The organism is Phyllobacterium brassicacearum, assembly GCF_003010955.1.
GTDB classification, from domain to species: domain Bacteria; phylum Pseudomonadota; class Alphaproteobacteria; order Rhizobiales; family Rhizobiaceae; genus Phyllobacterium; species Phyllobacterium brassicacearum.
In genome coordinates this window covers 19,340-45,398 of the sequence record NZ_PGGO01000031.1, presented here as the reverse complement: position 1 = coordinate 45,398, position 26,059 = coordinate 19,340, and the positions used below count along the sequence as shown (strand labels likewise).

26 protein-coding genes are annotated in these 26,059 nt (G+C 56.3%); 8 read left to right on the top strand and 18 right to left on the bottom strand.

Annotation, left to right across the window (positions count from 1 at the left end; genetic code table 11):
• Positions 1–218: 218 nt before the first annotated feature.
• Both CU102_RS25950 and CU102_RS25945 read right to left on the bottom strand, forming a co-directional pair.
• Entirely contained in the window at positions 219–692 is a 474-nt protein-coding gene (locus tag CU102_RS25950; protein ID WP_166648569.1) for a DUF2214 domain-containing protein, read from the bottom strand.
• Positions 693–700: 8 nt separating this feature from the next.
• Positions 701–1,087, bottom strand: a complete 387-nt coding sequence (locus CU102_RS25945; RefSeq protein WP_106713963.1) for a DUF6152 family protein — start codon at positions 1,085–1,087, stop codon at positions 701–703.
• Between the two features lie 284 nt (positions 1,088–1,371).
• Between CU102_RS25945 and CU102_RS25940 the strand changes: the two genes are divergently transcribed.
• Complete coding sequence (locus CU102_RS25940; RefSeq protein WP_106713954.1) at positions 1,372–3,588, top strand: bifunctional diguanylate cyclase/phosphodiesterase; 2,217 nt, start codon at positions 1,372–1,374, stop codon at positions 3,586–3,588.
• Positions 3,589–3,666: 78 nt separating this feature from the next.
• Positions 3,667–4,557: a fatty acid desaturase family protein gene (locus CU102_RS25935; protein WP_106713962.1), complete on the top strand. Its 891-nt coding sequence runs from the start codon at positions 3,667–3,669 to the stop codon at positions 4,555–4,557.
• A gap of 35 nt (positions 4,558–4,592) precedes the next feature.
• On the opposite strand, the gene CU102_RS25930 is transcribed toward CU102_RS25935, so the two are convergent.
• Positions 4,593–5,312, bottom strand: coding sequence for a hypothetical protein (locus tag CU102_RS25930; RefSeq protein ID WP_106713953.1), 720 nt, complete (start codon positions 5,310–5,312; stop codon positions 4,593–4,595).
• A gap of 63 nt (positions 5,313–5,375) precedes the next feature.
• Positions 5,376–5,750, bottom strand: coding sequence for a MarR family winged helix-turn-helix transcriptional regulator (locus tag CU102_RS25925; RefSeq protein WP_106713952.1), 375 nt, complete (start codon positions 5,748–5,750; stop codon positions 5,376–5,378).
• A 152-nt stretch (positions 5,751–5,902) separates the two neighbouring features.
• Between CU102_RS25925 and CU102_RS25920 the strand changes: the two genes are divergently transcribed.
• Positions 5,903–6,283: a winged helix-turn-helix domain-containing protein gene (locus tag CU102_RS25920; protein ID WP_106713951.1), complete on the top strand. Its 381-nt coding sequence runs from the start codon at positions 5,903–5,905 to the stop codon at positions 6,281–6,283.
• On the opposite strand, the gene modC is transcribed toward CU102_RS25920, so the two are convergent.
• The 3 genes from modC to modA are packed head-to-tail and all read right to left on the bottom strand — an operon-like array spanning position 6,277 to position 8,878.
• Positions 6,277–7,353, bottom strand: coding sequence for a molybdenum ABC transporter ATP-binding protein (gene modC, locus CU102_RS25915; RefSeq protein WP_106713950.1), 1,077 nt, complete (start codon positions 7,351–7,353; stop codon positions 6,277–6,279). The two genes, CU102_RS25920 and modC, sit on opposite strands and share 7 nt — an antisense overlap.
• Positions 7,350–8,051, bottom strand: coding sequence for a molybdate ABC transporter permease subunit (gene modB / locus CU102_RS25910; RefSeq protein ID WP_106713949.1), 702 nt, complete (start codon positions 8,049–8,051; stop codon positions 7,350–7,352). The genes modC and modB overlap by 4 nt, the downstream gene beginning before the upstream one ends.
• Positions 8,052–8,083: 32 nt before the next feature.
• Positions 8,084–8,878 carry a molybdate ABC transporter substrate-binding protein gene (gene modA / locus CU102_RS25905; protein WP_425351606.1) on the bottom strand — a complete coding sequence of 265 codons (795 nt, stop codon included), beginning with the start codon at positions 8,876–8,878 and terminating at the stop codon, positions 8,084–8,086.
• Between the two features lie 104 nt (positions 8,879–8,982).
• On the opposite strand from modA, the gene CU102_RS30140 reads away from it, so the two are divergent.
• Positions 8,983–9,150, top strand: a complete 168-nt coding sequence (locus tag CU102_RS30140; protein ID WP_166648570.1) for a hypothetical protein — start codon at positions 8,983–8,985, stop codon at positions 9,148–9,150.
• A gap of 11 nt (positions 9,151–9,161) precedes the next feature.
• On the opposite strand, the gene CU102_RS25900 is transcribed toward CU102_RS30140, so the two are convergent.
• The 3 genes from CU102_RS25900 to CU102_RS25890 all read right to left on the bottom strand — a co-directional run bounded on the left by CU102_RS25900 (position 9,162) and on the right by CU102_RS25890 (position 10,753).
• The gene (locus tag CU102_RS25900; protein ID WP_106713948.1) at positions 9,162–9,416 is read right to left on the bottom strand and encodes a DUF982 domain-containing protein; all 255 of its coding nucleotides are present in this window, start codon (positions 9,414–9,416) and stop codon (positions 9,162–9,164) included.
• A 379-nt stretch (positions 9,417–9,795) separates the two neighbouring features.
• A complete protein-coding gene (locus tag CU102_RS25895) occupies positions 9,796–10,359 on the bottom strand; it encodes a L,D-transpeptidase (RefSeq protein ID WP_106713947.1) in 564 nt (187 codons plus the stop codon).
• Between the two features lie 49 nt (positions 10,360–10,408).
• Positions 10,409–10,753 (bottom strand): hypothetical protein, encoded by a 345-nt coding sequence (locus tag CU102_RS25890; RefSeq protein ID WP_106713946.1) that lies wholly within the window; start codon positions 10,751–10,753, stop codon positions 10,409–10,411.
• A 179-nt stretch (positions 10,754–10,932) separates the two neighbouring features.
• Between CU102_RS25890 and CU102_RS25885 the strand changes: the two genes are divergently transcribed.
• Complete coding sequence (locus CU102_RS25885; RefSeq protein WP_106713945.1) at positions 10,933–12,264, top strand: PQQ-dependent sugar dehydrogenase; 1,332 nt, start codon at positions 10,933–10,935, stop codon at positions 12,262–12,264.
• Positions 12,265–12,288: 24 nt separating this feature from the next.
• Here CU102_RS25885 and CU102_RS25880 read toward each other — a convergent pair whose 3' ends face one another.
• The 4 genes from CU102_RS25880 to CU102_RS25865 form a co-directional block, all read right to left on the bottom strand.
• Positions 12,289–12,684, bottom strand: coding sequence for a hypothetical protein (locus tag CU102_RS25880; RefSeq protein ID WP_245425564.1), 396 nt, complete (start codon positions 12,682–12,684; stop codon positions 12,289–12,291).
• Positions 12,685–12,855: 171 nt separating this feature from the next.
• The gene (locus CU102_RS25875) at positions 12,856–14,529 is read right to left on the bottom strand and encodes an ABC transporter permease (RefSeq protein ID WP_208113891.1); all 1,674 of its coding nucleotides are present in this window, start codon (positions 14,527–14,529) and stop codon (positions 12,856–12,858) included.
• Positions 14,530–14,571: 42 nt separating this feature from the next.
• Entirely contained in the window at positions 14,572–15,594 is a 1,023-nt protein-coding gene (locus CU102_RS25870) for a Fe(3+) ABC transporter substrate-binding protein (protein WP_106713943.1), read from the bottom strand.
• A gap of 133 nt (positions 15,595–15,727) precedes the next feature.
• Complete coding sequence (locus tag CU102_RS25865; protein ID WP_106713959.1) at positions 15,728–16,795, bottom strand: ABC transporter ATP-binding protein; 1,068 nt, start codon at positions 16,793–16,795, stop codon at positions 15,728–15,730.
• Positions 16,796–17,022: 227 nt separating this feature from the next.
• Here CU102_RS25865 and CU102_RS25860 point away from each other — a divergent pair, with 227 nt between their 5' ends.
• Together CU102_RS25860 and CU102_RS25855 are read left to right on the top strand one after the other, a co-directional pair.
• Positions 17,023–17,757 (top strand): DUF1868 domain-containing protein, encoded by a 735-nt coding sequence (locus CU102_RS25860; protein ID WP_106713942.1) that lies wholly within the window; start codon positions 17,023–17,025, stop codon positions 17,755–17,757.
• 115 nt (positions 17,758–17,872) lie between these two features.
• Positions 17,873–18,871, top strand: coding sequence for a bile acid:sodium symporter family protein (locus CU102_RS25855; protein WP_106713941.1), 999 nt, complete (start codon positions 17,873–17,875; stop codon positions 18,869–18,871).
• Positions 18,872–18,889: 18 nt separating this feature from the next.
• On the opposite strand, the gene CU102_RS25850 is transcribed toward CU102_RS25855, so the two are convergent.
• The 4 genes from CU102_RS25850 to CU102_RS25835 all read right to left on the bottom strand — a co-directional run bounded on the left by CU102_RS25850 (position 18,890) and on the right by CU102_RS25835 (position 24,560).
• Positions 18,890–20,272, bottom strand: coding sequence for a virulence factor family protein (locus CU102_RS25850; protein ID WP_208113892.1), 1,383 nt, complete (start codon positions 20,270–20,272; stop codon positions 18,890–18,892).
• On the bottom strand, positions 20,269–22,893 hold the full coding sequence (mprF, locus tag CU102_RS25845) for a bifunctional lysylphosphatidylglycerol flippase/synthetase MprF (RefSeq protein ID WP_106713957.1): 2,625 nt from the start codon (positions 22,891–22,893) through the stop codon (positions 20,269–20,271). The genes CU102_RS25850 and mprF overlap by 4 nt, the downstream gene beginning before the upstream one ends.
• A 194-nt stretch (positions 22,894–23,087) precedes the next feature.
• Positions 23,088–23,567, bottom strand: coding sequence for a hypothetical protein (locus tag CU102_RS25840; protein WP_106713940.1), 480 nt, complete (start codon positions 23,565–23,567; stop codon positions 23,088–23,090).
• 297 nt (positions 23,568–23,864) lie between these two features.
• The gene (locus tag CU102_RS25835; RefSeq protein WP_106713939.1) at positions 23,865–24,560 is read right to left on the bottom strand and encodes a fumarylacetoacetate hydrolase family protein; all 696 of its coding nucleotides are present in this window, start codon (positions 24,558–24,560) and stop codon (positions 23,865–23,867) included.
• Between the two features lie 155 nt (positions 24,561–24,715).
• Between CU102_RS25835 and CU102_RS25830 the strand changes: the two genes are divergently transcribed.
• Entirely contained in the window at positions 24,716–26,008 is a 1,293-nt protein-coding gene (locus tag CU102_RS25830) for a glucoamylase family protein (RefSeq protein ID WP_106713938.1), read from the top strand.
• The last annotated feature ends 51 nt before the right edge of the window (positions 26,009–26,059 follow it).

Sequence of the window (26,059 nt, the reverse complement as noted above, 5' to 3'; positions counted from 1 at the left end):
CTTTGACGTATCCATACCAATTCGGATAATCTGGTCCACGGACGGTCTCCTTCGATTGAGCTTTCAACGAACTCATTCTGGCACATTTGATGCCGTTGGGAGCCGTCCACCCCAACACGGGAAGGACAGGGATAGGATACGTCAGGTTTTGGGGACGTGGATAAGTGCGCAGCGATTTTTTATTGATCCTGCGTCCAATCGCGAGGCAGCCAATGAGCTTAGAGAAATCCGATCCAACGACCGGCGACTACAGCACTGCCCCAGAGGATTGCTGAAAGGAAGGCGGACAACCGCACAGTTACGTGCACCTCACCGCCCGACAGGGCTCGCCGCCAATGGCGATTGCATTGGAGGATCAGAGCGTTGGCAACGGCTAATCCAACCAAAGTGATCTTAACGAGAAACGCCGTGTTCTGGACGTAGGCCAGCGGCCGCACGGTGAAAAGCACGAAACCGGTCAGGATCGCGCAGACAACACCCACAGCAGCGACACGCGATAGAGGCGGCCCAAGTGCGCCGATGGGATATTGCCGGAGCAGACCGAGAACTCTGAGGTCCAGTGTCACGATCGCGCCAAGGATGAGGCCGATGGAAAGGATATGCGCCGCGTTGACGAGGAGATAAGCAACCTCAAACCGCCTGAGCGCAACCGCGCCCGGCCATTCAGAAAGCGCCTGCAAGAGCTCCGCCAACGGGCCGATCAATTCGTCTTTATGCGCTCAGGATAAATGTCGTAGGTCTTTCCGCTGACTGTAATCCGCACGGCCTTCATTCGCTTTTCCTTCGGATCAGTGGAACGGTTCCCCAAAGCGACAACCTCATCGCCAATCTTTGCCGAACCTTCGACGAAGCCAGCGCGTCTGGTCTGATTGAGATTGGCAAGTTCTATATGCCACATACCGTCATTGGCCGTCTCGACATCCAGAGTGGGGTGTGGCGGACCGATAAAGATATCGCGGATCACACCCTTCAACTCTATCTGATCGGCCTCGGCCCAGGACCAGCCGTGATGCGCCGCAGCTCCCGAAGCAATCAGCAGGATCAAAAGGGTAGAGCTCAGGAATCGCTTGAACAAAATTATCGTCATGCTCGCCTCCCTGTGGCTATACATCCCAAGCAGCGTAGAAACGTCACGCTTCCCCGTCAATTGCCGGCCAGTCAAACAATCTTGATCTGCGGCGGCCAGTCGCGAGGTTCATTTCGTGCAAAATCGCGCGATCGTGTCACGCATTGCCGCGTTGGCCAAACAAATGGCAGGTTTACCGGCTCCGATGCTTTGCTTATAGGATCACGCCAGCAGAACAATATTGGGTGTCCAATGTCTATTTTTAACAGTTTCGGTCTATAACGGCCAAAAAGTGAGGCTGCTGCATGTCTGAAACCAGACCGTCATTCACAACCCGAAAATTCCTGTTGAGGACGGCTCTGCCTGTTCTGGCGACAGTCATTGCAATTTGCATCGCAGTATCGGCCCTGGTCGTCTGGTCCAGCCGCGAAACTGACAAGATCGCCGTCGCGCGCCAGGAAAGCCTGCTCGCACTGGTGGTATCCCAGGCGCAATTGCTGATCGCCCACGACCAGGAAAGTTCGACGGTTTGGGACGATGCAGTCCTGCACGTCAAGTTGACCGACAATGAAGAGTGGCTGAATAGCAATCTCGGCAGCTGGATGAGCACCTATTTCGGTCACGACGCTGCCTACGTGCTCAATACGAATGATGATCCCATTTTTGCTTTTGCCGATGGCAAAATTGCAGATAAGTCTGCTTACGATGCGGTGCGGCCGACCGTAGAACCCCTCGCCGCCAAGCTTCGGGAAATGCTGCGCAATCCCGACCCGAACGGGTATGGCGAGCGTGTTTTGAGTCCAGGAGCATCAGAGGTGCTGACGCTCGGCGGGCGTCCAGCCATCGTCAGTGTCAAGCCGATCGTCTCAGACACGGGCAATATAGAACAGACGGCAGACGAAACTTATCTGCATGTCGCTATTCGCTATCTGGACAAGAGTTTCATAACAGATCTCCAGCGGGATTATCTGTTCACTGGCCTGCGATACTCCCTCGAGAACGAATTGGGCATAGACGAGCACAGCTATCCCCTGCAGTCCTCGTTGGGTCAGACAATCGGATACTATATCTGGCAACCCTATCACCCCGGCTCTACGGTGATATCGCAGATTGCCCCGGCTTTTGCCGCCATAGTGCTACTGATGACGGCAATAGTGGCTGCACTCCTCGTGGTGCTGCGCCTCAGATCGCAGAAGCTACAGGCCAGTGAAGAACACATGAACTTTCTTGCCTTGCACGATTCCCTGACCGGACTTCCAAATCGCGCTCACTTCAATGACCGGTTGGACAAGGCGCTATCGAACGTCAAAGTGGCCTCCCTGGCAGTCCTTTATCTGGACCTCGACCGGTTCAAGCAGGTCAACGACACGCTGGGTCATCCGGTCGGCGACGAGCTTATTCGGCAATTCACCGCGCGGCTCAAAGGCGTTGTTGAGAATACGGGCGTCATTGCACGGCTCGGCGGGGACGAATTCACTGTCATTGTGCCGAACGCCGCTCGACTCTCGGCAATTGAAACTCTCTGCGAGAATATCATCACCGCCATTCGTCATCCCTTCGATATTGATGGCAATCACATCTTCATCGGCGTGAGCATTGGCGTTGCGGTGGCACCCGCAGATGGCACTGAGCGTACAGAGCTGGTGAGAAAGGCCGATATCGCGCTTTACCATGCAAAAACCGCCGGGCGGGGTCAATTTGCGGTCTTCGGCAAAGAAATGGACACCATGCTGCAGCAGCGTCGCACCCTCGAGCGCGAACTGCGTGAGGCGCTCTCATCGGATACGCAGATTCAGGTCTATTACCAGCCGCTCTATTCCGCACGCAATGCCAAGATCACCGGGGTCGAAGCCTTGCTGCGCTGGCGGCACCCGCAACATGGCTGGATTGCACCCGACGTGTTCATCCCGATTGCGGAAGATGCCGGAATGATCGAGGCCCTTGGCGAACGGGTCCTGCGTCAGGCTTGCTTGGACTCAATGTCATGGCCGATCGAGACCGTGGCCGTGAATGTGTCCGTCGTGGAATTGCGCAATCCGGCCTACGCTATGAAGGTCGCGAAAATTCTGCTTTCCATCGGCATGGATCCAACACGTCTAGAACTTGAAGTGACAGAAAGCGCCCTGACGGATAGTGCGGGGCATTGCGAGCACAATATCAAGGCGCTCCGCGCGCTTGGCATCACCATCGCACTTGACGACTTTGGCACCGGTTTCTCTTCGCTGGGCCGGCTTCAGCAACTTGCAGTCGATCGAATAAAGATTGATCGATGCTTTGTTCAGGGCTTCGGCCGTTCGACAAATGATGAAGCGATTGTCAGGGCGATCATTGACCTTGCGCATGCAAAGGGCCTGCGCACGACTGCCGAGGGTGTGGAGACAACCGAGCAGAGCGACTATTTGCGCGGTATCGGATGCGATGATCTGCAGGGCTTTCTTCTGTCCCGTCCGGCACCGGTCAAGGACATCGAGCGGCTTTTGCGAGGATCTGCTTCGCACAGTGCAATTTCTACGACTGGTTGATGACGCTCCTGTGCTTTTAAAAAGCGCGCAATGTTGTGTAATCTTGGCTCACTCGACATTCTCAACGCGAGCACGCCCATGGATCATCGGACCATCATCGCGTCACTGACGTCGGAAGAACGCGATCGCCTGACCGCCAAGTCGGATGTTGCAGGCCTTGCTCAGCTTGTCATGCATTGGGGCGCGATCGGTTTGCTCGGCTGGCTGATCGCTGCACGAGTACCGTTTTGGCCACTGCTCATGCTACCGCAAGGCATCTTGATCGTCTTCCTGTTCACACTGCTACATGAATCCGCTCATCGCACACCGTTCAGGACGCAGTGGCTGAATGATACTGTGGCACGCGTATGCAGCTTCGCAATCATGCTGCCGACGGACTGGTTTCGCTATTTCCATTTTGCCCATCACCGGTTCACACAAGATCCGGAAAATGACCCGGAATTGACCTTCCCCAAACCGGAAACGCTTCGTGAGTATATCGTACACCTGTCGGGAATCCCCGTTTGGTGGGGGCACATCAAGACCTTGGCCATAAACGCGTCGGGTCGTTGCAATGATGCTTTTGTACCGGCGAAAGGGCGCAGCAAAGTCCGCACCGAGGCTCGGGCAATGATCGCCGGCTACGCCGTCATGATCGCACTTTCCATCTATTTCCAGACTGCGGTTCTTGTGTATGCCTGGATTCTACCCGCGATACTGGGTCAGCCGTTCCTGCGCCTCTATCTCCTTGCCGAACATGGCCGCTGTCCATTTGTCGCCAACATGCTTGAGAACTCGAGGACGACCACCACGACCTGGCTCGTCCGCAAACTGGCGTGGAATATGCCGTACCATGCCGAACACCACGCCTATCCGGGCGTGCCCTTCTACCGCCTGCCCGAGTTCCATGCGCTGATCGAAGCACATCTCAAGGAAACCGAGACGGGGTACATACGCTTCCACGCCAAATACATTGAGCACATACGTTAGCCAGGCTAACTCCATTGGGTGATCGCCGGAACCGTCTACACAGAACCATTTCGAAGCTGACGCCGAACCAACGCTGCCTCGCGCAGCTGCGCGAAAATGATCCCGTGGATGATCAGGTAAAATGGTACGAGAATCGTCGGTATCATCGACCAGGGCAACCGTTGAACAGCGTACGACCCTACTCCGCCCTCGATAAGCTGCAGGACGAACCCGTTGAAGGAAACCGTTCCGAGGCCAACGGCCAGTACCAGATCGAGGAAACCAAAAGCATTCCATGCATGGATGGTGCTAGCACCCGCAGTTTGACGGGCGACCGCAACAGCCAAGGGCAGCGCGGCGAGACCCGTAATGACGTCTCCCCACCCCGCCGATATCGGAAATGGACCGTCAAGCCGTCCCGCCACTGCCAGGAACAGAAAGAACGCGCCAAAGACCCGGCCTATGTTGAGGCCGATCAGCAATTCCATAGGCACAGCGATCAACGCAGACCGCACTGCCGGTGACAGTCCCCACGCCACTGCCGTCGCAAGAACAGGCAGAACGACCATGATCCCGATAAGCGGTACTTGCAGACCGAGTGCGCCGCCAAATGCGCCGGCAGCAGCGAGAGATACCTGCGTCCCGATCCATAGACCCGCAACACCCGCGATCCGCAATTTGGCGGTCGGGGAAACGCGCAGGACATTAACGAAAGCGCTCAGATTGAAAACCGTGACTGCCGTAAGCAGCACGCCACCAACAAAATCCAGAACCATGTCGGCCTCCTATATATGTATCTACACTCATATGGGCGACTCGAGCTGGCCCGACAGGTGAATTCAGCTTGCCGATGCTTCCGCCTGAGCCGCCTTCCATGCGGGCAGCGCCGCTTCTGCGACGGCCCAGCCCTTTGGGGTCAGCGTGATCACTCTCTCGCGAGCGTCCTCACCCGGGTTGACGGCAACGAGTTGACGCGCACTGACCAGCGCGAGATTTCGAGTTAGCGTGGTACGTTCAACGCCCAAACGATCCGCCATTTCGCTCACCGTAGTTGGACCACCGAGGATCAACGCCGTCAGAAGTGAGTACTGATTTATCGTCAGTTCAAACGGGCGAAGTTTCTCGTCGAACAATCTCGTCAGACGCTGCGCGTGATTTCGGGCAGCAAGACAAAGACAATCGCGGCAATCCGCAAAATCAAGGGCGCTCGTCATTTGTTAAGTGTATCTACACATAACGTAAGAGTCAACAGGTATTCCGCAGCAATTTTTTATTGGGTGATCATCACCACCGCGACATCCGGTGTACAACACCACCCAGCTTGCTATAGATGTTTGCGACACTCCAACGACGCTTGGTCAAGACTATGGGTCCATCTCCAAAGAACGATCTGAAAACGGTTCTCCGCATTGATTTTCCGAACAGGGAAAGAATTGGTCGGGGGAAAATGCAGTTGCTGGAACATATCAAGTCGACGGGATCCATTTCTGCCGCAGGCCGTGCCATGGACATGTCGTATCGAAGAGCATGGCTGCTGGTCAGCGCGATGAACAGCATGTTTTTACATCCTGTCGTCGACTCCCAGCGCGGCGGCAAACAGGGCGGCGGCGCCGTCGTGACAGAATTCGGCGAAGAATTGCTCAGCCGCTTCCGGTCGATGGAGGCGAAACTCGAAAAAGCCGTAGCTTCGGACCTTGTCTGGCTGGAGTCAAACTGCAGCCAGACAAGCTCACCCAACTATCAGTGAGGCTCCAGCGCAACCGTCTTGATGATGGCAAAGACCGGCGTTCCTTGCGTGAGGCCAAGCCGCTCGCACGATAACTCAGTAATGCGTGCCAACACTGGCGTTCCTTGGCAATCAACACGAACATCGACTGTTCCGGCCTGATCGTGGCTGATCTCACTGACCGTGCCTTCCAGAATATTGAGTGCGCTCAGTTGTTCGGGCTGCACGGTCGAAAGCATCACGTCCTTGGCAAGAATATGGACGCGAACCGCTTTCCCTTCCGCGATTTCAGTCCCCGAAACATAAATTCGCAAGGTCTTGAAGCCGATAGTCAGAAGTCGATGTCTTGCGTCGTAATGCTCCACCCTGCCCTCCACCAGCGAACCCGCCTCCGTGCGATCGGCTGTGATTGAAACAGAAGGCTGGCTCAACACGGCCGATGCCGTACCCGCCATCGCCACCCTGCCCTCGCTTACGACGATAACGCGGTCGGCCAGTCGCGCGACTTCAGGCACCGAATGGCTGACATAGACGATCGGTATATTAACTTCGTCACGCAATGCTTCGAGATAGGGAAGGATTTCCATCTTCCGGGCGTCGTCAAGCGCCGCAAGCGGCTCATCCATGAGCAAGAGGCGTGGTGACGACAGCAAGGCCCGGCCGATGGCAACGCGCTGCTTTTCGCCACCCGACAGTTTCTCCGGACGCCGGTCCAATATCGATCCGATACCAAGCAGATCGACAATCCTTGAAAAATTGTCGGCGCGCTCGTCCCTGGGGGCAAACCAGCGGCCATAGTTCAGATTTTGTTGGACAGTCAGGTGCGGAAACAGCCGCCCCTCCTGAAATACTGTGGCAAACCGGCGCTTGTGCTTCGGAACGAAAATACCCTTCTGCGTGTCCACGAGCACATCGCCGTCAACCACAAGCTTTCCTTGGTCCGGGCGAGTGAGGCCCGAGATAATACGGATGATCGAGGTCTTGCCGGAGCCAGAACGCCCAAACAGTGCCGTGACGCCCCGGTCTGAAGTGAACGCAGCATCGAGAGCAAACTTGCCAAGCCTATGCTTTGCTTCAAAATGCAGGGTCATTCGATATCCACCCGGCGACCGACGACATAGGCCATGAATTCCGACGCCATCAACGCGATCATTGAGATGATGACAGAGATGATCGTCAGGCGAAACGCGCCCGCATCTCCACCCGGCACCTGCGTGAATGTGTAGATCGCGGCCGACAATGTCTGCGTCTCACCCGGAATATTGGAGACGAACGTGATCGTCGCACCAAACTCGCCCATGGCTTTGGCGAAGGAGAGGATCATGCCGGCGATGATCCCGGGCAGGATCAGCGGCAGCGTAACGGTCGTGAAAACCCAAAGGGGGCTTGCGCCCAAAGTCCCTGCCGCATCTTCAAGTTTGCGGTCGACCGCCTCAATTGAAAGCCGGATGCTGCGGACCATCAAGGGAAAGCCCATCACGCCGCAGGCAAGCGCTGCGCCAGTCCAGCGGAACGACAGGACAATGCCAAGATGTTCAGCGAGAAACGCACCGATTGGGCCGCGCCTGCCGAACAGGAGAAGCAGGATGAACCCCGTTACGACGGGCGGCAGGATCAGCGGCAGATGCACAAGGCCGTTGAGAATGGACTTGCCCCAGAACCTGCCCCGCGCCAGCAACCAGCCGACAGCGATGCCAAAAGGCAGGCTGACAAGCATCGCCACCGATGCAATGCGCAGAGTGAGATGGACCGCTGTCCATTCTTCATTGGTGAGTGAGAACCAGTTCAAGATGTCAGGCCCCCACCCTGATCAATGTGTAGTCACTTGGGCATAGTAAACCCTTGCTTTTCGAAGAATGGCACAGCCTTGTCTGATTTGATGTAATCAAACAGCGACACCGCATCGGCATTCTTGCTCTCGCTGAGGACTGCAATCGGGTAGATGATCGGCTTGTGGCTGTCTTCCGGAAACGTGCCGACGACCTTCACTTCTTTGTCAGCCGCGGCATCGGTCTGGTAGACGATGCCATAGGGCGCCTCGCCACGCGATACGAGCAGCAGCGCCGCGCGCACACTTTCGGCTCCGGCAACCTTGCTCTCAACCGATGACCACACGCCAAGCGACTCAAGAGCGGCCTTGCCGTATTTACCGGCTGGGACAGAGTCAACCGCCCCCATGGCAAGACGGCCGTCACCCAGGAGCTTGGCGAGGTCGAAACCCTTTATGATCTCGACCGGCTCGGCATTGTCTTTCGGAGCAACGAGAACGATGCGGTTGCCGAGGAGATTCGTGCGCGTATCCTTCTTGATCAGGTTCTTCTTTTCAACGTAGTCCATCCAGTCGAGGTCGGCCGAAATGAATATATCTGCAGGTGCACCGGACTCGATCTGCTTTGCCAGGGCCGAACTTGCGGCATAGGAGATCGTCGCGTCCTTACTGGTTTCTTGCCGCCAGGCAGCGGTGATGTCATCGAGCGCGTTCTTGAGGCTGGCCGCCGCGAAGACGGTTACCTTTTCCGCTGCCTGAGCTGGTGCTGCTACAGACGATATGCCGAGCCATGTTGCCGCAACCGCAGCAACAGCCATTTTGACCCACTGTCGACGTTGAATACCCATACTTATCCTCCAGTTCAGGCATCGAGATATCTGTCTGAATATATCGGCAGACGTCAGATAGCCAGTGATATATTTTTGAAAATATATTGCCAAACAAAGGATAATTGGCACGCCGCCTCAAGGTCGGGAACGAGCGTGGCCTGCGAGCGGCGGTGAAACATATCCGCTGGGATTCCTTGGGTGTTCAGGCAACAAGCGATGCCTTCACGACGGGCGGCGCACGACCACCGTTTACTGCGCCGCGGCAACTGGATGGAAAACAGGCCGGTTGAAAGAGCCCCAGTTATTTCGCCGAAGAATCAACGAACACACCGGCACGTTGCGCAGCCTTGACAAAGGCCTGTCTTGCCTTGGCAGCCGACATCCAACCCTCGAGCGCATCCTTACAAATGCGCACGGCGCGCTTGTATTCCAAACTGTCCTGCTGCGGCCATTGGTTTCGCAAACACTCCAATGCTTCCCACACGGAAGCAACGAACCGAAGCCCCATAGCACCAAGGCTAACCATCACCGGCGTTGCAAAAGTCTTGTCTTCCATCACATCCACCCCCTATGCCCAAGGTCCTGAATGCAATTTTTGGAGGCTTGCCAAAACTGTGCCGACTTCAGCAGTTGCCTGTCTTCCAGGCACAAGAATAGTCTCCCGCTCTGTGCAGGATGATGCTTTGGAACCTTATACGACGGAATGTTCTCGGTATGACTAGAATCTGAAACCATAGTTGAACTCCACATAAGTGAATTGCAAACTATGTTTCCACCCTACACCCCATTCGTTTTTATTTGCTTTTCAGGGCTGTTCAACGATCTCAGATTTGCGTTGTAACTGCAATACCCAATTCGACGGATATGGACAGCATCTTTGGACTCATGCCGACGCGAAGGTGCCGGCTTCGATGGAAACCGGCACCTTTCAAATGTCACAGGACGACCACCGTCGCCCCGACGCCAACGCGCTCGTAGAGCTCGATGACGTGATCGTTGGTCAGACGAATACACCCGTTGGAAACGGCACGCCCAATGGTCCATGGCTGGATCGTGCCATGGATCCGGTAGTACGTGTCGCGACCGCCCCGATAAAGATACAAGGCGCGTGCCCCGAGCGGATTGGCCGGGCCGCCATCGACGCCCACCGCATATTTCTCATACTTGGCAGGCTCGCGCTTGATCATGTCCTTGGTCGGAATCCACCGTGGCCAGGTCGCCTTCCGGCCAATGATTGCTTTGCCCGACCATTCGAGACCGGCACGGCCAACGCCGATGCCATAGCGGCAAGCGCTGGAACTGCTCTCGACGAGGTAAAGGAACTTGTTCTTCGGATCGACAACAACCGATCCGGCAGGCAAGTCCGTCTGATAAGGAACGCTTTGCGGCTGGTACATTGCATCCAACTGGAAAGATTTCTTCTTCGCCTGAGCCGAAGCTGTCCCGGGCACAAGCACTGTTGCCGCCAATCCAGCGGCAAACCAACGTCTGGTAATCATTTCATCCTCGTTTTCTGATGTCTGTTGAACTTGTGTCGCGAACGGACAGTCAGATGCGAGGCGGCTTCTGCAGGACACCAGGAAGCCAGGAACTGGCCTGCGGAGCTGATATGACCAATAACGGAGAGGCTGCCTGAACAATGCGGATTGGCCCGCCCACCGCCAGGCCGAACCAGTCACCATGGCAAATTTGCTTGCGTGAGGAACAGTCGAATCCACTACCGGTCGATAAAATGGGACCGCTGTCGTCGGCGGGCGCGTCTAAGCGTTGCTGCCACGCGGCAGCCGCGATGCCAACAGGCACACCGGACGCGGCGGCATGGACTATGCCGTGCAGGCCAAGGCTGGCCACCATGATCACGCTGAGCAGGAATTGTATCAACCGTTCGAACATGCCGCTGTCTTAGCGTCTCCGTGCCCTGAATGTGTAAACAAAGTTTTCAAAATTTCGTTATCGATCAAACGCTTGATGGGGTGTTATCAAGTGAGGAATATGATCCAATCCCGTGGGACGGCGAGCCGTCCCAGTTCCTGCTTTGAAATCCGGCAACGCTCCGTTCAGAGGATCGGCAAATGAAATCCCTGGCGCTTGGTATCGTAATAATAGCCGTTCTTGCAGTGCTCGTCATTGGCGGCGTCCGTTTCTATTCGCGCGAATCCGCAACAATCCCGATCGAACAGGGATATGGACCCGACCCGACACTGCCTCCGCCTAATCCCAAGCCGATCCCTACGGTCAATGTCGCCAAGGCGGATCCATGGCCTGGAGGTGCAACACCCACGGCGGCATTGGGGCTCAAAGTGAACGCCTTTGCCAAAGATCTCGATCATCCGCGCTGGTTGCATGTCTTGCCCAATGGCGACGTCCTGGTTGCTGAGACAAATAATCCAGTCGATGACAATCCCCGCTTCAGTCTTCGCGGCTGGATTGCCAGCCTTGTCATGAGGCGGGCAGGAGCAAAGGTGACGAGCGCCAACCGCATCACTCTGCTGCGCGACGCTGATCATGACGGCGTTGCCGAAATCCATGAACCCTTTCTGGAAGGGCTGAATTCGCCCTTCGGCATGGCCCTGTCCAATGGGAAACTTTATGTGGCCAATACGGACGCCATCGTTGCGTTTCCCTATGCCGACGGTGATATGAAGATCGCGGCCGCCCCCGAAAAGATCGTCGATTTACCAGGTTTTCCCATCAACCATCACTGGACGAAGGATGTGATCGCCAGCGCCGACGGACAGAAACTCTATGCGACCGCCGGGTCAAACAGCAACGTAGGCGAGAACGGTCTCGAGGCGGAAAGGAACCGGGCAGCAGTCCTTGAGATTGACCTTGCGACGCGAACTACCCGCGTCTTCGCCTCGGGTCTGCGCAATCCAAACGGGCTGTCGTGGAACCCCGAAAGCGGTGAACTGTGGGTGGCCGTCAATGAACGCGACGAAATCGGCAGCGATCTGGTGCCGGACTACATGACATCCGTCAAGGACGGTGGTTTTTATGGCTGGCCATACAGCTACTTCGGTCAAAATGTCGATGTGAGAGCCAAGCCGCCAAGACCCGATCTGGTTGAAAAGGCTATCAAACCCGACTATGCACTCGGCCCCCACACCGCCTCGCTTGGACTGACTTTCAACACGGGTTCGCTGTTTGGCCAGGAGTACAGGAACGGCGCCTTTATCGGCCAGCATGGCTCGTGGAACCGGAAGCCGCGCAGCGGCTACAAGGTAATCTTTGTGCCGTTCGAAAATGGCAAGCCGAACGGAGCACCTAAGGACATCCTCACTGGGTTTATCAGCGATGCGGACACGGCTCGCGGCCGTCCTGTGGGTGTTGCGATCGACAAGTCCGGGGCTCTGCTGGTCGCAGATGATGTCGGCAATACGATTTGGCGCGTCGTCCCGAATTGAGGCGGCGAACGGTCTGCCACGGGTTCACTGCGTGTTCACGACAGGGGTACTGTCCCCGTCCTTGGGCGCCGAGAATGGCATTGTGAACACCTGACCCGCGATACCCTCTGCCAGTCCGGACGAGAACGTCAACGGCATGCAGTTGCTCAACGCGTCGATCGCAGATGCAATGAACTCTTTGCGCGCCTTTTCGTCTCCCTCAACCGCGATGCTCGTTGGCCGCGGTGGCCCGATCAAACTTCCGTCGCGTTTGAAGCTGAAACTCAAGGTCACAGTGCCTTTCGATTCCGACGGTGCATTCCAGCATGACTCGATAACACGCCCGACATCATCCATTGTATTCAGCGCTTGAGCTTCGGATGGCGTTGCAAGACACGTGAGAACTACGCTCATGATAGCAAAAGACTTGAAATTCCTCATCTCAATACTCCTACTCCTGCCCTTGGATGCTACCATTTAGTTAAAGATTTAAGCATCTCCGGAGTTACAAGTGCTGTTTTCATCAGCACTCCGGCGAGCGAACTTGATTCAGCACCTATAGAGACAAGAATTCAATAGAAAATCACCGATCGATTACAACATCGACCCCGATCAGACCTTCGGCCGACCAACCTTCGACAGGAGGATTACCGGGAAAATGCCGATGATTACGATCGCAAGAGCGGCAATGGCGGCTTCCTCATAGGTGCCGCGCGCGGCCTCGCCATAGAGATGCGTGGCAAACGTCTCGAAATTGAGAGGACGCAGAAGCAGGGTCGCAGGCAGTTCCTTGACGCAATCCACGAAGACAAGCAGACCCGCCGCCGTCAGGGCAGCCTTTGACAGCGGTAGATGGACATATCTGAACGTGCCCTCGGTCGTCTGGCCAAGTGTGCGCGCCGCATGGTCGAAGGACTGCGGTATCCGCGCCAGCCCTGCTTCGGTTCCGCCTGCAGATATAGCCAGGAACCTGGCGGTATAGGCATAAAGAAGTGCCGCACCGGAACCCATGAACACCAATCCGGTCGACAGGCCGAGCCAGGCACCGGCTGCTTCATTGATAAGGCGGTCAAGCGTCGCCAGCACAATGAGAACGCCGATGGCAATAACCGTGCCGGGCGCAGCATAACCCATCGTAGAAAGCCTGTAGAACCAGGTTGACACCCGCCCTGGCCATAGGCGCACCGCGTAGGCGATGACAAGGCCAAACACCACGGTGATTGCTGTCGCCGCCGCTGCAAAGGTGATTGTGTTGACCGCCTCCGTCAGAAACCGGGACGACAAACCGGCAAACAAGAAGCGCGACCAAGCATGTGTGACAAGGTAGCTCGCGGGGGCAACAAATCCGATGATGACCGGAAGAAGGCCAAGGCCAAGCAGGAGCCAGCCTTTTGACGCGGCAACTTTATGGGGTTCGAAGTAACGGCTCCGTTGTGCACTGATCGAATAGCGCTGCTCCCGCCGTGCCCAACGCTCGAACGCAACCAGCGCCACCACGACGAAGAGCAATGACAGCGCGATTTGCGCTGCCCCGGGCAGATCCGACCGCGTTATCCAAGTCGTATAGATCGAGACGGTGAGCGTGCGCACCCCCAGGAATTCAGAGGCTCCGATGTCATTCAGAGTCTCCATGAGAGCGAGGCTTATTCCGACCGCGATCGCGGGGCGCGCAAGTGGCAACGCCACATGCCAGAATACGCGGCGCCGTGAAACGCCGAGGGTTCGTGACGCCTCGATCAAATTGGCCGTTTGAGTGAGGAACATCGCCCGGGTCGGAATATAAACATAAGGGTAGAGCACGAAGCCCAACAGGATGATGCAACCAGTTATGGAACGGATATCCGGCAGCCGGAATTCGCGAGGACTTGAATAGCCGAGCAGCCAGCGAATGGCGCCTTGCACAGGACCTATCGGATGCAGGATGTCGAGGTAGGCGTAGGCGATAATATATGTTGGCACGGCGAGCGGAAGCAGCAGCACCCATTCCAACACACTCCTTCCGGGGAAATCATAGGCGGTGACCAGCCAGGCAGTCGTCGTGCCAAGCACCGCCGCCAGCAGACCTACCCCGCAGAGAAGAATCACCGTGTCCTTCAGGGCCACTGGCAGTACAGTGCTGATCAAGTGAGACCACAACCCGGCAGAGCCCTGCAACGCCTGAATCAAGAGCGCCAGCACCGGCAACATCACCAATGCGGTTACCAGTCCGGCCGACACGAGCCAAGCCGTTCCACTACGACGGTATGTCCGGCTTCGCGCCTTAGTATCGGTCAAATTTGCAGCCATTCGCGGACTTTGGGGCGGCGCCAAAGCGCCGCCCGCTTGTCATCAATTGTCGAAACCGACCTTGTCGACCAACTCGCTCGCCAGTTTGCGATGTTTGACAATTTCGGTCAGTGGCGTCGGATCGACCTTGAGCTCACCGAATACGGCAATGATCGGATCTGTCGGTGCACCTGGCTTTACCGGATATTCGTAATTGGCTTTGGCGTAGATCCGCTGAGCCTCATCGGAGACGAGATACTCAAGAAGCCTGATTGCTTCTGCCTTGTTCGGTGCATGTTTGGCCACAGCAGCGCCGCTGATATTGACCTGCGTGCCGCCATCCTTGAACGTTGGCAGGATAACCTTGATGGCATCGCCCCAAGCCTTCTGTTCCTCGCCGCCCTTGCCCGACCGCATCAGGCCGACATAATAAGAATTGGCAATACCGATGTCGCAGATGCCGCCCATGATATCCTTGGCAACGTCACGATCGCCGCCCCCCGCCTTGCGTGCGAGATTGGCCTTCACGCCCTCCAGCCATGTTTCCGCATCCTCAACGCCATGATGCGCTATATAGTCGGCAAAAAGCGCGGAGTTATAGGGATGCTGGCCAGCGCGAATGCAGACCTTGCCCTTCCACTTCGGGTCCGAAAGATCTTCGTAATTGAACGACGTAAGGTCGAGATCCTTGTTGGCGTATAACACTCGCGCGCGCATCGACAGCGCGAACCAATTTCCCTGCGGGTCACGCAGCTGCGCCGGGATGGACTCGGACAGGATGGACGAAGTGACAGGCTGTGTGACGCCCTTTTCAACGAGATCAACGAGATTGCCGGCATCGACTGCCATGAGAACATCGGCCGGTGAGCTCTCACCTTCAGATGCGACACGTTCCGGAAGTCCGTCTTTCAGAAAGACCGTATTGACGGTAATGCCCGTGGAACTCTTGAACGCATCGAGAAGCGGCTGGATCAGCCCGGGCTCGCGCGTCGTATAAATATTGACTTCAGCTGCCGAAGCAGCGCCGCTGATCAGAGCGACCGATCCCGCAAACAATATGGATTTGGCGATGGCAAACCTGTTCATTGTACCCCCCTTAATTTCTAGACACATATCGCAGTGCTACACCATATTAGAGTAAAGCAATCAAGTTTAAGAACGATAGTCCCCAACTGATCATAAAGAGTTGATCGCGGACATAAATTTCCTGCAGATGAATTTATTTGGCTTTGAACGCTAGCACGCTTCCAGACGGTATGCTTAGCCGCACCGTAGCGGTAACAGCGGGAAGCCGCGCCATCGTTCGCACCAGCAGCGGCTCCGTCAAGCCTTCAACCTCTACGGTGAGTTGTTCGACTTCTCCGAGGAACAGGCGGCCTGTAATACGTCCCGGGATATTACCAGTGTCCTGTGCTACCGAGATGGCCTGTGGACGAATGTATGCTGTTGCTGCGCTGTCTTCTTCCAGAGCAGCTTCGCATCCAAATGTGCCAATGGCGGTTTCGACTCGACCATTCCTGAAAGTGCCGGGAACCTTGTTGAAGGCGCAAAAGAAATCCGCCGCATAGGGACAGTTTGGCCGGTCATGGAGATCGTAACCGGTGCCGGTTTGCACAACCTGCCCCTTCCGCATCAACACTATTCTGTCGCCGGCCGAAAGCGCCTCTTCAGGATCGTGGGTAACCATGATGACCGTCGTGCCAAGTGCTCGTAGCAGAGCAAGGGTCTCGTCACGCACTTTTTCCCTCAGACCGCGGTCGAGGCTCGAAAAGGGCTCGTCCATGAGCAGGATGCTGGGGTTCGGAGCCAGCGCACGGGCCAGCGCAACGCGCTGTTGTTCGCCGCCTGAAAGCATGTGCGGATAACGCTTCATGAGCGGGTAAAGGCCAACGCGGTCGATCATTTCCGCCGCCCGCTCACGGGCTTGCTTTTTCGGCATTCCCTTTAGGCCGAAGAGGACATTCTGTTCGGCAGTCAGATGTGGGAACAGCGCATAGTCCTGAAAGACAAAGCCGATGTTGCGGACTTCAGGCTCGACAAACCGCCTCGGTCCCGCGATTTCTTCATCCTTGAGCATGAGGACGCCGCTATCAGGCGTATCTACTCCCGCTATGATCCTCAGCAGGGAAGATTTGCCGCATCCCGATTGACCCACGAGGCAAATGATTTCGCCGGGAACGATCGCAAGCGACACGTCGCGGAGCGCATCGGTAATACCAAAGCGCCGACTGATGTTGTTAAGCTCCAGCACTGCATTCGCTGGTTTTGAAGCTACCGTTCCGTCCATTTCCATCGCTACCAGATTCGGAATTTTCCGTTTTCTTTTCTTGATCGCGCAAATCAGGTTTGATGTCAAAAAAAGACGGCGTCCCTACCGAATCGCAGGTCGGCCGAATCGAGTGCAAGGCCGGAGAATCGGCCGTTCATACCGCTGACAAATACGCAGGTCACATTGCGATTCGTACCGTTTCGTCCCTCCATTTTTGAACGCGCGCGCTATGCCATGGAGTTTGCATGTCCCTACCCTTGAAATCCTCGCTCGCCGCATATGCTGCCAGTAACAATTCCGCCGCCCCTCGCCACTTGGGAACGCGCTACGATGCCAATGGCACCTTCCTGAAGGAACCTGGCAATACGGTTGTATGCCACCTCGCGGGCGGGTCAGCTTCCCAACGCGCTGTCCTTGAGGTCCGCAGGCGCATGATGTCGATGCCTGACGCTAACAAATTGACCTTTACACCCATCTCCAGCCTCCACATGACCCTCTTCCAGGGCATAATCGAATATCGGCGAGCGCTTCCTTACTGGCCAGAAGACGTAGCGCTGGGGACCAGTATCGATGACATGACACAGCTTTATCTGAAGCGCCTAGGCGGCTTCGAAGATCGCGGATCGTTCAAGATAAAGGTGATCGACATTACGCCGGTTGGGTTGACTGTCGCAGGCGCAACCGACGAAGATGCGGCCACCATCAAGACTTGGCGTGACGCTTTGTCCGTTCCATTTGGCTACCGTCACCCGGATCACGACACATATGTCTTTCACATTACCTTCGCCTATATCGTCGACTGGCTGGCAGACGAGAGGCTCCCTGCGTGGCAGGAACTGTTTGACAGTAGTCTGACTTTCCTCGAACGCGATGCTCCAGTCATCGACATAAATCCACCTGCCTTCTGCCGGTTCGACGATATGAACCACTTTGAAGAACTCCTGGTCCTTGGTGCCGCCGATCAGGAAGCGGCAGCATAAGCGATTTGTTGCGTCATCACCTCCCAGTGTTTGGCGATCCCAAACGCTGGATAGGATCAAATTTGATATCGTGTTAGACGGTCGTCCGGCGAATGTCATTGCAGCTGGAAAGACCATGTCCCGTTTTCTGCCCGATAATTTCACGATGATGCTGGTCGCAGCAGTCATCCTCGCATCATTCTTTCCGGTCAGCGGCGTGGCAGCGGACTACTTTGGCCTGGCAACGAAAGTCGCAATCGGCCTGCTTTTCTTCCTGCACGGCGCGCGTCTATCGCGCGACGTGGTCATTGCCGGATTTCTCCACTGGAAACTGCATCTGACCATTTTGGCTGCAACCTTCGTGCTTTTTCCGCTTATTGGACTTTGTGCCGGGGTTCTGGTGCCAAGCATTCTACCGCCGGCTCTCTATGCCGGTATCCTCTTCCTTTGCGTGCTGCCATCGACGGTGCAGTCGTCCATCGCCTTCACCTCGATTGCCGGCGGCAATGTCCCTGCAGCTATATGCTCTGCGTCGGCATCCAACATTTTCGGCATGTTTTTGACACCACTGCTCGCTGGAGTACTCTTGTCCGCCAGCGGGCACGCCGAGTTCTCGCTCGACGCGCTCCAGTCAATCCTGCTGCAGTTGCTGGCTCCATTTATTCTGGGGCAGGTACTGCAACCTTGGATCGGCAATTTCATGCGAGCCAAGAAGAAGCTGCTGATGCCCGTAGACCGCGGTTCCATCCTGATGGTCGTCTATCTGGCCTTCAGCGACTCTGTGACCGAGGGATTATGGCAGACGATCTCGATCCGCGACCTCGCTGTCGTGATCATCGTGAACATGCTCATTCTCGCCATCGTCCTCGCCGTCACCATGTATGGCAGCCGGTGGGCCGGGTTCTCCAAACAGGACGAGATCGCCATCACTTTTTGCGGATCCAAGAAGAGCCTGGCCAGCGGTATACCGATTGCGACAGTGATCTTCACCGGTCAGAGCATCGGCAGTATCGTATTGCCGCTCATGCTGTTTCATCAGATCCAGCTCATGGTTTGCGCGGTCATCGCCCAAAAGTACACTGACGCAGCGAAGAAGGCGCAAACCGAACATGTCGAGCCCGCAGCGCAAGCCTAGGCGAGCGGGACAATTCTGCTATTTCGGTTGCCGCGCCGCAATCGCCTCCATAAGTTTGGCAGCAAGCACATCGTACTTCTCGTCATAGTGATGGTCGCCCGGCAGTTCGATTTTCTGTATTCCGGCGAGCGATGGCGCCGTGCAGGCGGTATCGTCCTCTTCGGAACCATAAACGCACAGAACCCTGTCCAACGGCAGTTTTGCCACGGCCGGTGCGACTTCGTTGTCACCGCCGAGGCCGAGCCATGCACCAACAGATACCTGAAACGGAGTGGTTTCTTCCGTACCGATCAAACCCACCAGGCTGATCCGGTCTTGCAGTTGCTTCGAAAGATATGGCCACGAGAACGGTATGGTATTCGCACCGAATGAATAGCCGAGCAGGACGACCGGAAGCTTACCGGTCGGGTCAGCCTTCGCTACGATCCTTGTGATGTCCTTGGCGATGTCTTCCGGCTTCCGCAGCGCCCAGAAATAACGCAGTGAATCCACCCCGACCACGTGCATGCTCTCTTTCGCGATGATGTCGCCAACCGACTTGTCGATATCACGCCAGCCGCCATCTCCGGAAAAGAATACGGCCAAATATTTCGCAGATCCGTTGCCGGCAGGAATATCGGTGATCGGCAGCGATTCCGCCGAGGCGTCCTCCCTGGCGATTTCAACCGCGGCATCTGCTGCAATTTCCAAACGCTCGGCCTTTGTCGGTCCTATCTTTTCCTGCGCCAGAAAAAATCCGGAAGTCGGCGGGCCTTTGGGATCGGTATCCGGTTTCTTCCTGACGATTGTCGCAGGATTGGGCAGGTCCGCGTCGTAGGAATAGCTGAACCCCTCGCCCGCCACCGGCTCGTAATCGGCGCCTTCACAGGAGGGCAATTTGGTCTTCAGGGCAACTGACGGATCGACTATGACCGCGCCTGCAAGTGTCGCTGCAGGAGCATCGGCAACCGAAGCATAGGACATGACACCGCCCTCGCCGATGCCGATGACCACTGGATGCATATAGGCATCAACGGAAATCATCCGCTGGGCCTCCTTGGCCACGCCCTCGAGATCGGAAACGAAATAAGTGCATTCCCCCGTGTCCTGATCGAGTTCCTTTCGCCACTTCTCAAGATCGACCGTCAGCACCAGAAAATTGCGGTCAAGCAGCAGCTTCGTCATTGCGTCGTCATCAGCGGCGAGCCCGCCCTTCTGCGATACCAGGATGGCAATACCTACCGGCTTACCATTCGGCTGCAGCAGCGGCACATCGTTCAGCCGCTCCGATGAAACGAGGAGCTCCTTGCCCGTAGACCCGAAACCAAATCGCGGAAGATAGTGGAGAGCGGCAGAGAGAACGATGCTGACAATAACAAGCGCAAGAATGACAAGAGGATAGGGCCTGCGTAGAAACTTCATCGTTTGAGAACCTCGAAGGGGCTGCCGCTGACCAGATTCGTTGCGTCAATGAGCGAACGAGGCGTTGCGAGGCCCGGGGGGCAAATCAGATAATAGGGTGTCCATTTCGGGCCGAACTTATCCTTGAAAGCGCGCAGCCCGTCAAATCGGTAAAAATCGGCACCGCGCCGATAGATAAACGAACCGATCCGGTTCCATCGCGACGCCAGATGGCTGTCAGAAAGCCCCGAAAGCGGCGCTGCGCCGAGGTTGAACCAGCGATATCCTTCGGTCTTTGCTGCCATCAGGAGATTGGCGAAAAGGCCGTCCATGATGACACTTGAGGCATCGGGCAGGTGCCGCATCAGGTCGACGGCGATTTCCTGGTTGTCCGCACCGCGCCATACATTGGCGAACGCAACAATAGCTCCCTCCTTGCGCAGGACAGCGATGTCGAAATTCGCGAGGTAGGCATTCTCGAACGAGCCGAGTGAAAAACGCTTCTCGGAGCCCGATTTCATTTCAAGCCAGGCATCGGAAACCCGGCGGAGCTCATCCATAATCTCATGCGTCGTGTCTTTCGATATGATCCCGAACGTAATCCCCTCTTTCTCAAGCCGCCGGGCGGCATAGCGGAGAGGTTGGCGTTTTGAACCCTCCAGAGAAAAGTCGGTAAGGTCCACCCGGGCGACCTCGCCAAGTTTCAGCGCTGTCAGCCCCATATCCAGGAACAGTGGCAGCCTCTCCGGGCCGACGCCGTAAAATACTGTCCTTGTCCCTGTCCGATCAGCCAGTCCGCGGAACGCCCATGCAAGATCCGTGACCGTTTCGTCGCTGCCAACAGGTTCACCAAGTGAAACCAGGCTGCCGCCCGAACGGGCATACATCACGAAGCCCCGCCCGTTCGGGTCCATGAGAAAGCGTTTATCACCCAATAGCGCAAGGGCATCAGAGGCTCTCGGTGACGCTGCAACAAGATCGGGCACCTGCTCCGGTATGGGTTGGGCCCGCAACTTACCTCGACCAACCCCGTTGATGACTGTGTTGATCGTCAAAGCCGCCAGAAGCGTCAGAACCATCACTGATGCGCGAAGGAATCTGGATGCCTGAGCGTCCCAGGCGAACTGCCACCAGAGTTCGTTTGCATATTCGACATGACGATAGGCAAAGAAGCCAAGCCACAAAACTGCGAACGCCGTCGTACCGATACTTGCCAGCCAGCCCCAGGTCAGCGTGAAACGCTCATCCAATGGCTTGCGGTAGAACGAATCGCGGAAAAGCAACAGCGTGCAGGCCATCAAGGTCAGCATCAGAGCCTCTTCCCATGCGAGGCCCTTCGCCAGCGCAAAGATCGCCCCGAGGCTGAAGAGCACCAGCGCAACCAGCCATGCACGCCAGAGGCGCCGCGCAAGCCCTCTCGCGACGATCAGCAGCGCCACACCCACGAAACTTGCGCCAAGATGCGACATTTCCAGAAATGGCATCGGCACAACGTTGGCGAGCACCTCAAGGCGGTGGTGCAGATCCGGGATGACTGACGAGATCAAGAGGACGATGCCGCCAAGGAATGCGATGCCCGCCGATAGCGGCGGAATCAGTGGCTCGAATATACGGACCGCCCGAATTGTCGGACCGGCGAGAATATGACGCTTGCGCAGGACCTCCGATGCGACGAAACCGGCAATCGCCACAAGGAATGGGATGAGCGTGTAGATGACGCGATAGGCGACAAGTGCTGCGATCGCACCCGGATTCTGTCCGAGGCCGAGCCCCGCAACGATCGTCGCTTCGAACGCCCCGATGCCGCCTGGCGCATGGCTGATGATGCCAAGAGCCACCGCCACAACATAGACCAGCGCAAACGCTGGTATGCTGCTCACTGATCCTTCAGGAAGCAGGACATAAAGCGTCGCCGCTGCGGCAGCCACGTCAACGAGCCCGGCCAGGATCTGCATCAGGGCGCCTTGCGACGAAGGCAGGCGAACGGAAATGCGTCCGATCTGGAGGGTGCGCTCGCGGCGCGAAAGCCAGTAAAGCAGGATCGCCACGGTCACCAGGATCGACGCACCGATCACCTGGTCCACCAGTGGTCCAAACGAAACAACCCACGGAATCCTGGTCGGGTCGATCACAAGCGCAACCGCAACCAGGATGGTAAAGGCAAACCAGATTGCGAGCCAGGATGTGCCGATGATGCGGCCAATATCGGCAATATCGATGCCTTCGGCGGCGTAAATCCTGTATCGAAGTGCACCGCCGGTCAGCAGCGAAAACCCCAGCGCATTGGAAATTGCGTATCCGGCGCCGCCTGCCATTGCGGAAATGTGGTGCGGCACCCGACCCGGTGCGATCGTTTCAACTGCAACGACATCATACAGGGCAACAGCCGCGAAACTCACTATCGTGAAGAACAACGCTGTCAGGAGCACGCCATTGGGGATGGCATGCAAGGAGCGTTTGACATCGTGCAGTGAAATCTGGCTCGACAAATGGCTTAGCACGAAGAGACTGATCACCGCCACGGCAATCCCAAGAAATGCGAACAATGCCGATTTGGTTCTCTTGCCCCACCAGGGCAGTTTCGACTGCGCGCAGGCTTCAAGCCTCTGCATCTTCTTTTCGTGATCAGGAATAGACGTCATCGGCGAAGTTCCGAAGTCAGAAACGGATTCAGTAATGGCCAATTTCACCAGGAATTTGGAGAGGCGTCATTAGCGCTGCAATAATGGCGGGATTGCGCCCAGATTAGAGGCAAAGGTTAAACTTATTAAGGTCAGAGTGGAGCGGAATATATCCGCGCTGTTGTTACAATCAGATGATACGTGGAAACTTAGATTTAAACTGGATCGAGCATCAATTGGCGATGACTTCCAGGCGCTCTGACGCGGCCAACCGCCGTCGATGGCGGGGTCAGCCCCATACCTTCGGTAATGGCAGTCGCGACGGAATTACTGTTTTGGATCAGGAAGGAATAGCGCAGATTGGAAAGCCTGATGCGCTCAGCAACGTCGACGGCAGCGCGCCAGCGCGCTGCGATGGACGAATAGCTCCCTTCTATGAGCAGTACCGTGCGCGAAGTCGGGCGCACGTAGAATTCCGGATAATGGACGAGATCGCGTTTGGCATAGTCTGTGACGACAGCCGTCAGCGGCCCGCGAATCGCACAATAGTTGAAACTGCCGTCAGAATTGGCCGCACCGCCGTTGATCTCGTAAAGCGGCCTCCCCTTGTCATCGGTCCAGATAACAAAGTTATGGCTGGCAATCCCGGCGAAACGCGGGATCGGATAAGAGCCAAACAGAATGCGGTGGTTCATGGAGCAGCAGCTTTTGTGACAGAAAATGACGATTGAATGAATCTCAATAGACTATTTATTTTCAAAGACAACACCGCAGTTCTTCACAGAATTGCGAGCGAATTTTACTTAGCCAGCGCACCATGCTGCAATTAAAATGCAATGACGCAACTTCCAACCGGATTAGTTCGTTTTGTGCTCAATTCACCACCTTTTTGTAGGCGGAAGTCGGCGTGATTTGGGCACCCACTCATAAATTTTTATTTTTCATGTGTCCGCAGTTTGCGTGGGGCAAGTTTTCGCTTCGCTGGCAAAGTGTCAAACGACACGCACCCGAATCTCGCCGATTCCTTCGACACCGCCATGCATTTCATCACCGCGCACAACAGGCCCGACACCGGCAGGCGTGCCGGTAAAAATCAGATCCCCCACCTGCAGCGTGAACAATGTGGAGAGATAGGCGATCGTCTCGGGTACGTTCCAAATGAGTTGATCGAGATCGCCGCGTTGGCGTTCGGTGCCATTCACATTCAACCAGACAGCGCCAGATGCTGGATGACCGATGCGCGAGGCTGGCACAACGGCCGAACATGGCGCTGATGCTTCGAACGCCTTGCCCACTTCCCACGGTCGCCCGAGTTTTTTCGCTTGGCCCTGTAGATCCCGGCGGGTCATATCGAGACCGACGGCATATCCGAACACGTGTTCAAGTGCGCTTTCCGAAGCAATGCCGGCGCCCCCTTTGCCCAGGGCGACAACCATCTCCATTTCGAAATGCACATCTCTGGTCGCCGGTGGATAAGGGAAATCCCGCCCATCGGTCACAAGGCAATCCGGGTTCTTCTGGAAAAAGAAGGGTGGTTCGCGGTTCGGGTCGTGCCCCATCTCGATGGCGTGATCGGCATAGTTGCGGCCAACGCAATAGATGCGATGAACAGGGAACAGCTTGTCGGAGCCAACGACCGGAAGGGTCGGTTGCGGGATCGGGTCAAAAATGAATTGATCTTTCTGCATATCCACGCCTTCATCTCAGATTGTGGGCCAATTCCGGAATACACCTTCTCAGGCAACGCCGCGCGTATTACACCGTATAGAGATCAGTCGTTCATCCGATGCAACCCGGCATATGCAGCGGCATAATGCCCTGTGTAAGGAATCCCGCCTCTCTCATGTACCTCAGAGTTGAACTACAAAACCCGCCTATCGCAGAAAACGACGATAACGCGATCCTGGAACAGGTTCAGCGGGCAAGCTTTCGCTACTTCTGGGACGGCGCACATCCGCAAAGCGGTCTCGCACGCGACAGGTCCGGCCGCTCCGTGGACCCGAAGAATGACCTTGTCACGATCGGCGGATCAGGGTTTGGCTTCATGGCTCTCCTTGTCGCGATCGAACGTGGCTGGATTGCGCGTTGTGACGCCAAGGCTCGCATCGAAAAAATGCTGTCGGCGCTCGAGGCCGCCAAGAGCCACAACGGCGTTTTTCCGCATTTCATCAACGGTGCTGACGGCTCGACGGTACCCTTCACGAAGCTCGACGACGGTGGCGACCTCGTTGAAACATCCCTGTTGTTCCAAGGATTAATCTGCGTCCGGCAATATTTTGCCTTACCCGACGAGGCAATGATCCGCGATCGTATCAATCGGCTGTGGCACAACGTCCAATGGAACTCGCACATCAAGAACAACGAAAAGGTGCTTTACTGGCATCACAGCCCCAAATTCGGCTGGGCGCGGAACGTACCAATACGCGGCTGGAATGAGGCGCTCATAGCTTACATCCTTGCGGCTGCATCGCCCGACTTCGGCATCGAGAGCGATGTCTATCACGAAGGCTTTGCGGCAAACGGCGCCTTCCGCAATGGCCGCGACTATTATGGTGTAAGGCTGCCACTGGGCCCGGACCATGGCGGGCCCCTGTTCTTTGCACACTACTCGTTCTGCGGGCTTGATCCACGCGGGCTTGAAGACCGCTATGCCGATTACTGGGAGCAAAATTGCAACCACGCCCGCATCAATTATTTACACAGCTTGCATAACCCGCATGGCCACCTTGGATACGGACGTGATTGCTGGGGGCTGACATCAAGTCACGGTCCCAAAGGCTACGCTGTAAGCTCACCCGGTTTGGACTGCGGATTAATTGCGCCGACAGCCGCGCTAAGCAGCCTGCCCTACCTTCCGGAGGAGTCCATGCGGGCCTTGCGCCACTTCATGGCGCTTCCTCGCGGAAAGGTTACAGGACGTTTTGGCTTTGTTGACGCCTTCTCGCCTTCCAGTAACTGGTTTGCGCGAACCCATCTTGCCATCAACCAGGGTCCAATTATCGCGATGATTGAGAACCACCGCAGTGGTCTATTATGGAAACTGTTCATGAGCGCACCCGAAATACAGGCGTCGCTGAGGAAACTTGGCTTTACCAGCCCTTGGTTGACGGGGAAGACGGAACCAAACAGCCCATGAGGCATTGCCTCCCTTGGAGCAATTGATCATCTTCCGTCTAGAGCAAGACTT

What these genes read in the sequence shown, in the direction of transcription:
- CU102_RS25890 (WP_106713946.1), bottom strand. Translation starts at nt 10,753, where the DNA reads ATGTTCGAACGGTTGATACAATTCCTGCTCAGCGTGATCATGGTGGCC.
- CU102_RS25835 (WP_106713939.1), bottom strand. Translation starts at nt 24,560, where the DNA reads ATGCAGAAAGATCAATTCATTTTTGACCCGATCCCGCAACCGACCCTT.
- CU102_RS25925 (WP_106713952.1), bottom strand. Translation starts at nt 5,750, where the DNA reads ATGACGAGCGCCCTTGATTTTGCGGATTGCCGCGATTGTCTTTGTCTT.
- CU102_RS25930 (WP_106713953.1), bottom strand. Translation starts at nt 5,312, where the DNA reads ATGGTTCTGGATTTTGTTGGTGGCGTGCTGCTTACGGCAGTCACGGTT.
- CU102_RS25920 (WP_106713951.1), top strand. Translation starts at nt 5,903, where the DNA reads ATGGGTCCATCTCCAAAGAACGATCTGAAAACGGTTCTCCGCATTGAT.
- CU102_RS25855 (WP_106713941.1), top strand. Translation starts at nt 17,873, where the DNA reads ATGTCCCGTTTTCTGCCCGATAATTTCACGATGATGCTGGTCGCAGCA.
- CU102_RS25935 (WP_106713962.1), top strand. Translation starts at nt 3,667, where the DNA reads ATGGATCATCGGACCATCATCGCGTCACTGACGTCGGAAGAACGCGAT.
- CU102_RS25860 (WP_106713942.1), top strand. Translation starts at nt 17,023, where the DNA reads ATGTCCCTACCCTTGAAATCCTCGCTCGCCGCATATGCTGCCAGTAAC.
- CU102_RS25895 (WP_106713947.1), bottom strand. Translation starts at nt 10,359, where the DNA reads ATGATTACCAGACGTTGGTTTGCCGCTGGATTGGCGGCAACAGTGCTT.
- CU102_RS25850 (WP_208113892.1), bottom strand. Translation starts at nt 20,272, where the DNA reads ATGAAGTTTCTACGCAGGCCCTATCCTCTTGTCATTCTTGCGCTTGTT.
- CU102_RS25830 (WP_106713938.1), top strand. Translation starts at nt 24,716, where the DNA reads ATGTACCTCAGAGTTGAACTACAAAACCCGCCTATCGCAGAAAACGAC.
- CU102_RS25885 (WP_106713945.1), top strand. Translation starts at nt 10,933, where the DNA reads ATGAAATCCCTGGCGCTTGGTATCGTAATAATAGCCGTTCTTGCAGTG.
- CU102_RS25865 (WP_106713959.1), bottom strand. Translation starts at nt 16,795, where the DNA reads ATGGACGGAACGGTAGCTTCAAAACCAGCGAATGCAGTGCTGGAGCTT.
- CU102_RS25945 (WP_106713963.1), bottom strand. Translation starts at nt 1,087, where the DNA reads ATGACGATAATTTTGTTCAAGCGATTCCTGAGCTCTACCCTTTTGATC.
- CU102_RS25870 (WP_106713943.1), bottom strand. Translation starts at nt 15,594, where the DNA reads ATGAACAGGTTTGCCATCGCCAAATCCATATTGTTTGCGGGATCGGTC.
- CU102_RS25840 (WP_106713940.1), bottom strand. Translation starts at nt 23,567, where the DNA reads ATGAACCACCGCATTCTGTTTGGCTCTTATCCGATCCCGCGTTTCGCC.
- CU102_RS25880 (WP_245425564.1), bottom strand. Translation starts at nt 12,684, where the DNA reads ATGAGGAATTTCAAGTCTTTTGCTATCATGAGCGTAGTTCTCACGTGT.
- modA (WP_425351606.1), bottom strand. Translation starts at nt 8,878, where the DNA reads ATGGGTATTCAACGTCGACAGTGGGTCAAAATGGCTGTTGCTGCGGTT.
- CU102_RS25900 (WP_106713948.1), bottom strand. Translation starts at nt 9,416, where the DNA reads ATGGAAGACAAGACTTTTGCAACGCCGGTGATGGTTAGCCTTGGTGCT.
- modC (WP_106713950.1), bottom strand. Translation starts at nt 7,353, where the DNA reads ATGACCCTGCATTTTGAAGCAAAGCATAGGCTTGGCAAGTTTGCTCTC.
- mprF (WP_106713957.1), bottom strand. Translation starts at nt 22,893, where the DNA reads ATGACGTCTATTCCTGATCACGAAAAGAAGATGCAGAGGCTTGAAGCC.
- CU102_RS25875 (WP_208113891.1), bottom strand. Translation starts at nt 14,529, where the DNA reads ATGGCTGCAAATTTGACCGATACTAAGGCGCGAAGCCGGACATACCGT.
- CU102_RS25940 (WP_106713954.1), top strand. Translation starts at nt 1,372, where the DNA reads ATGTCTGAAACCAGACCGTCATTCACAACCCGAAAATTCCTGTTGAGG.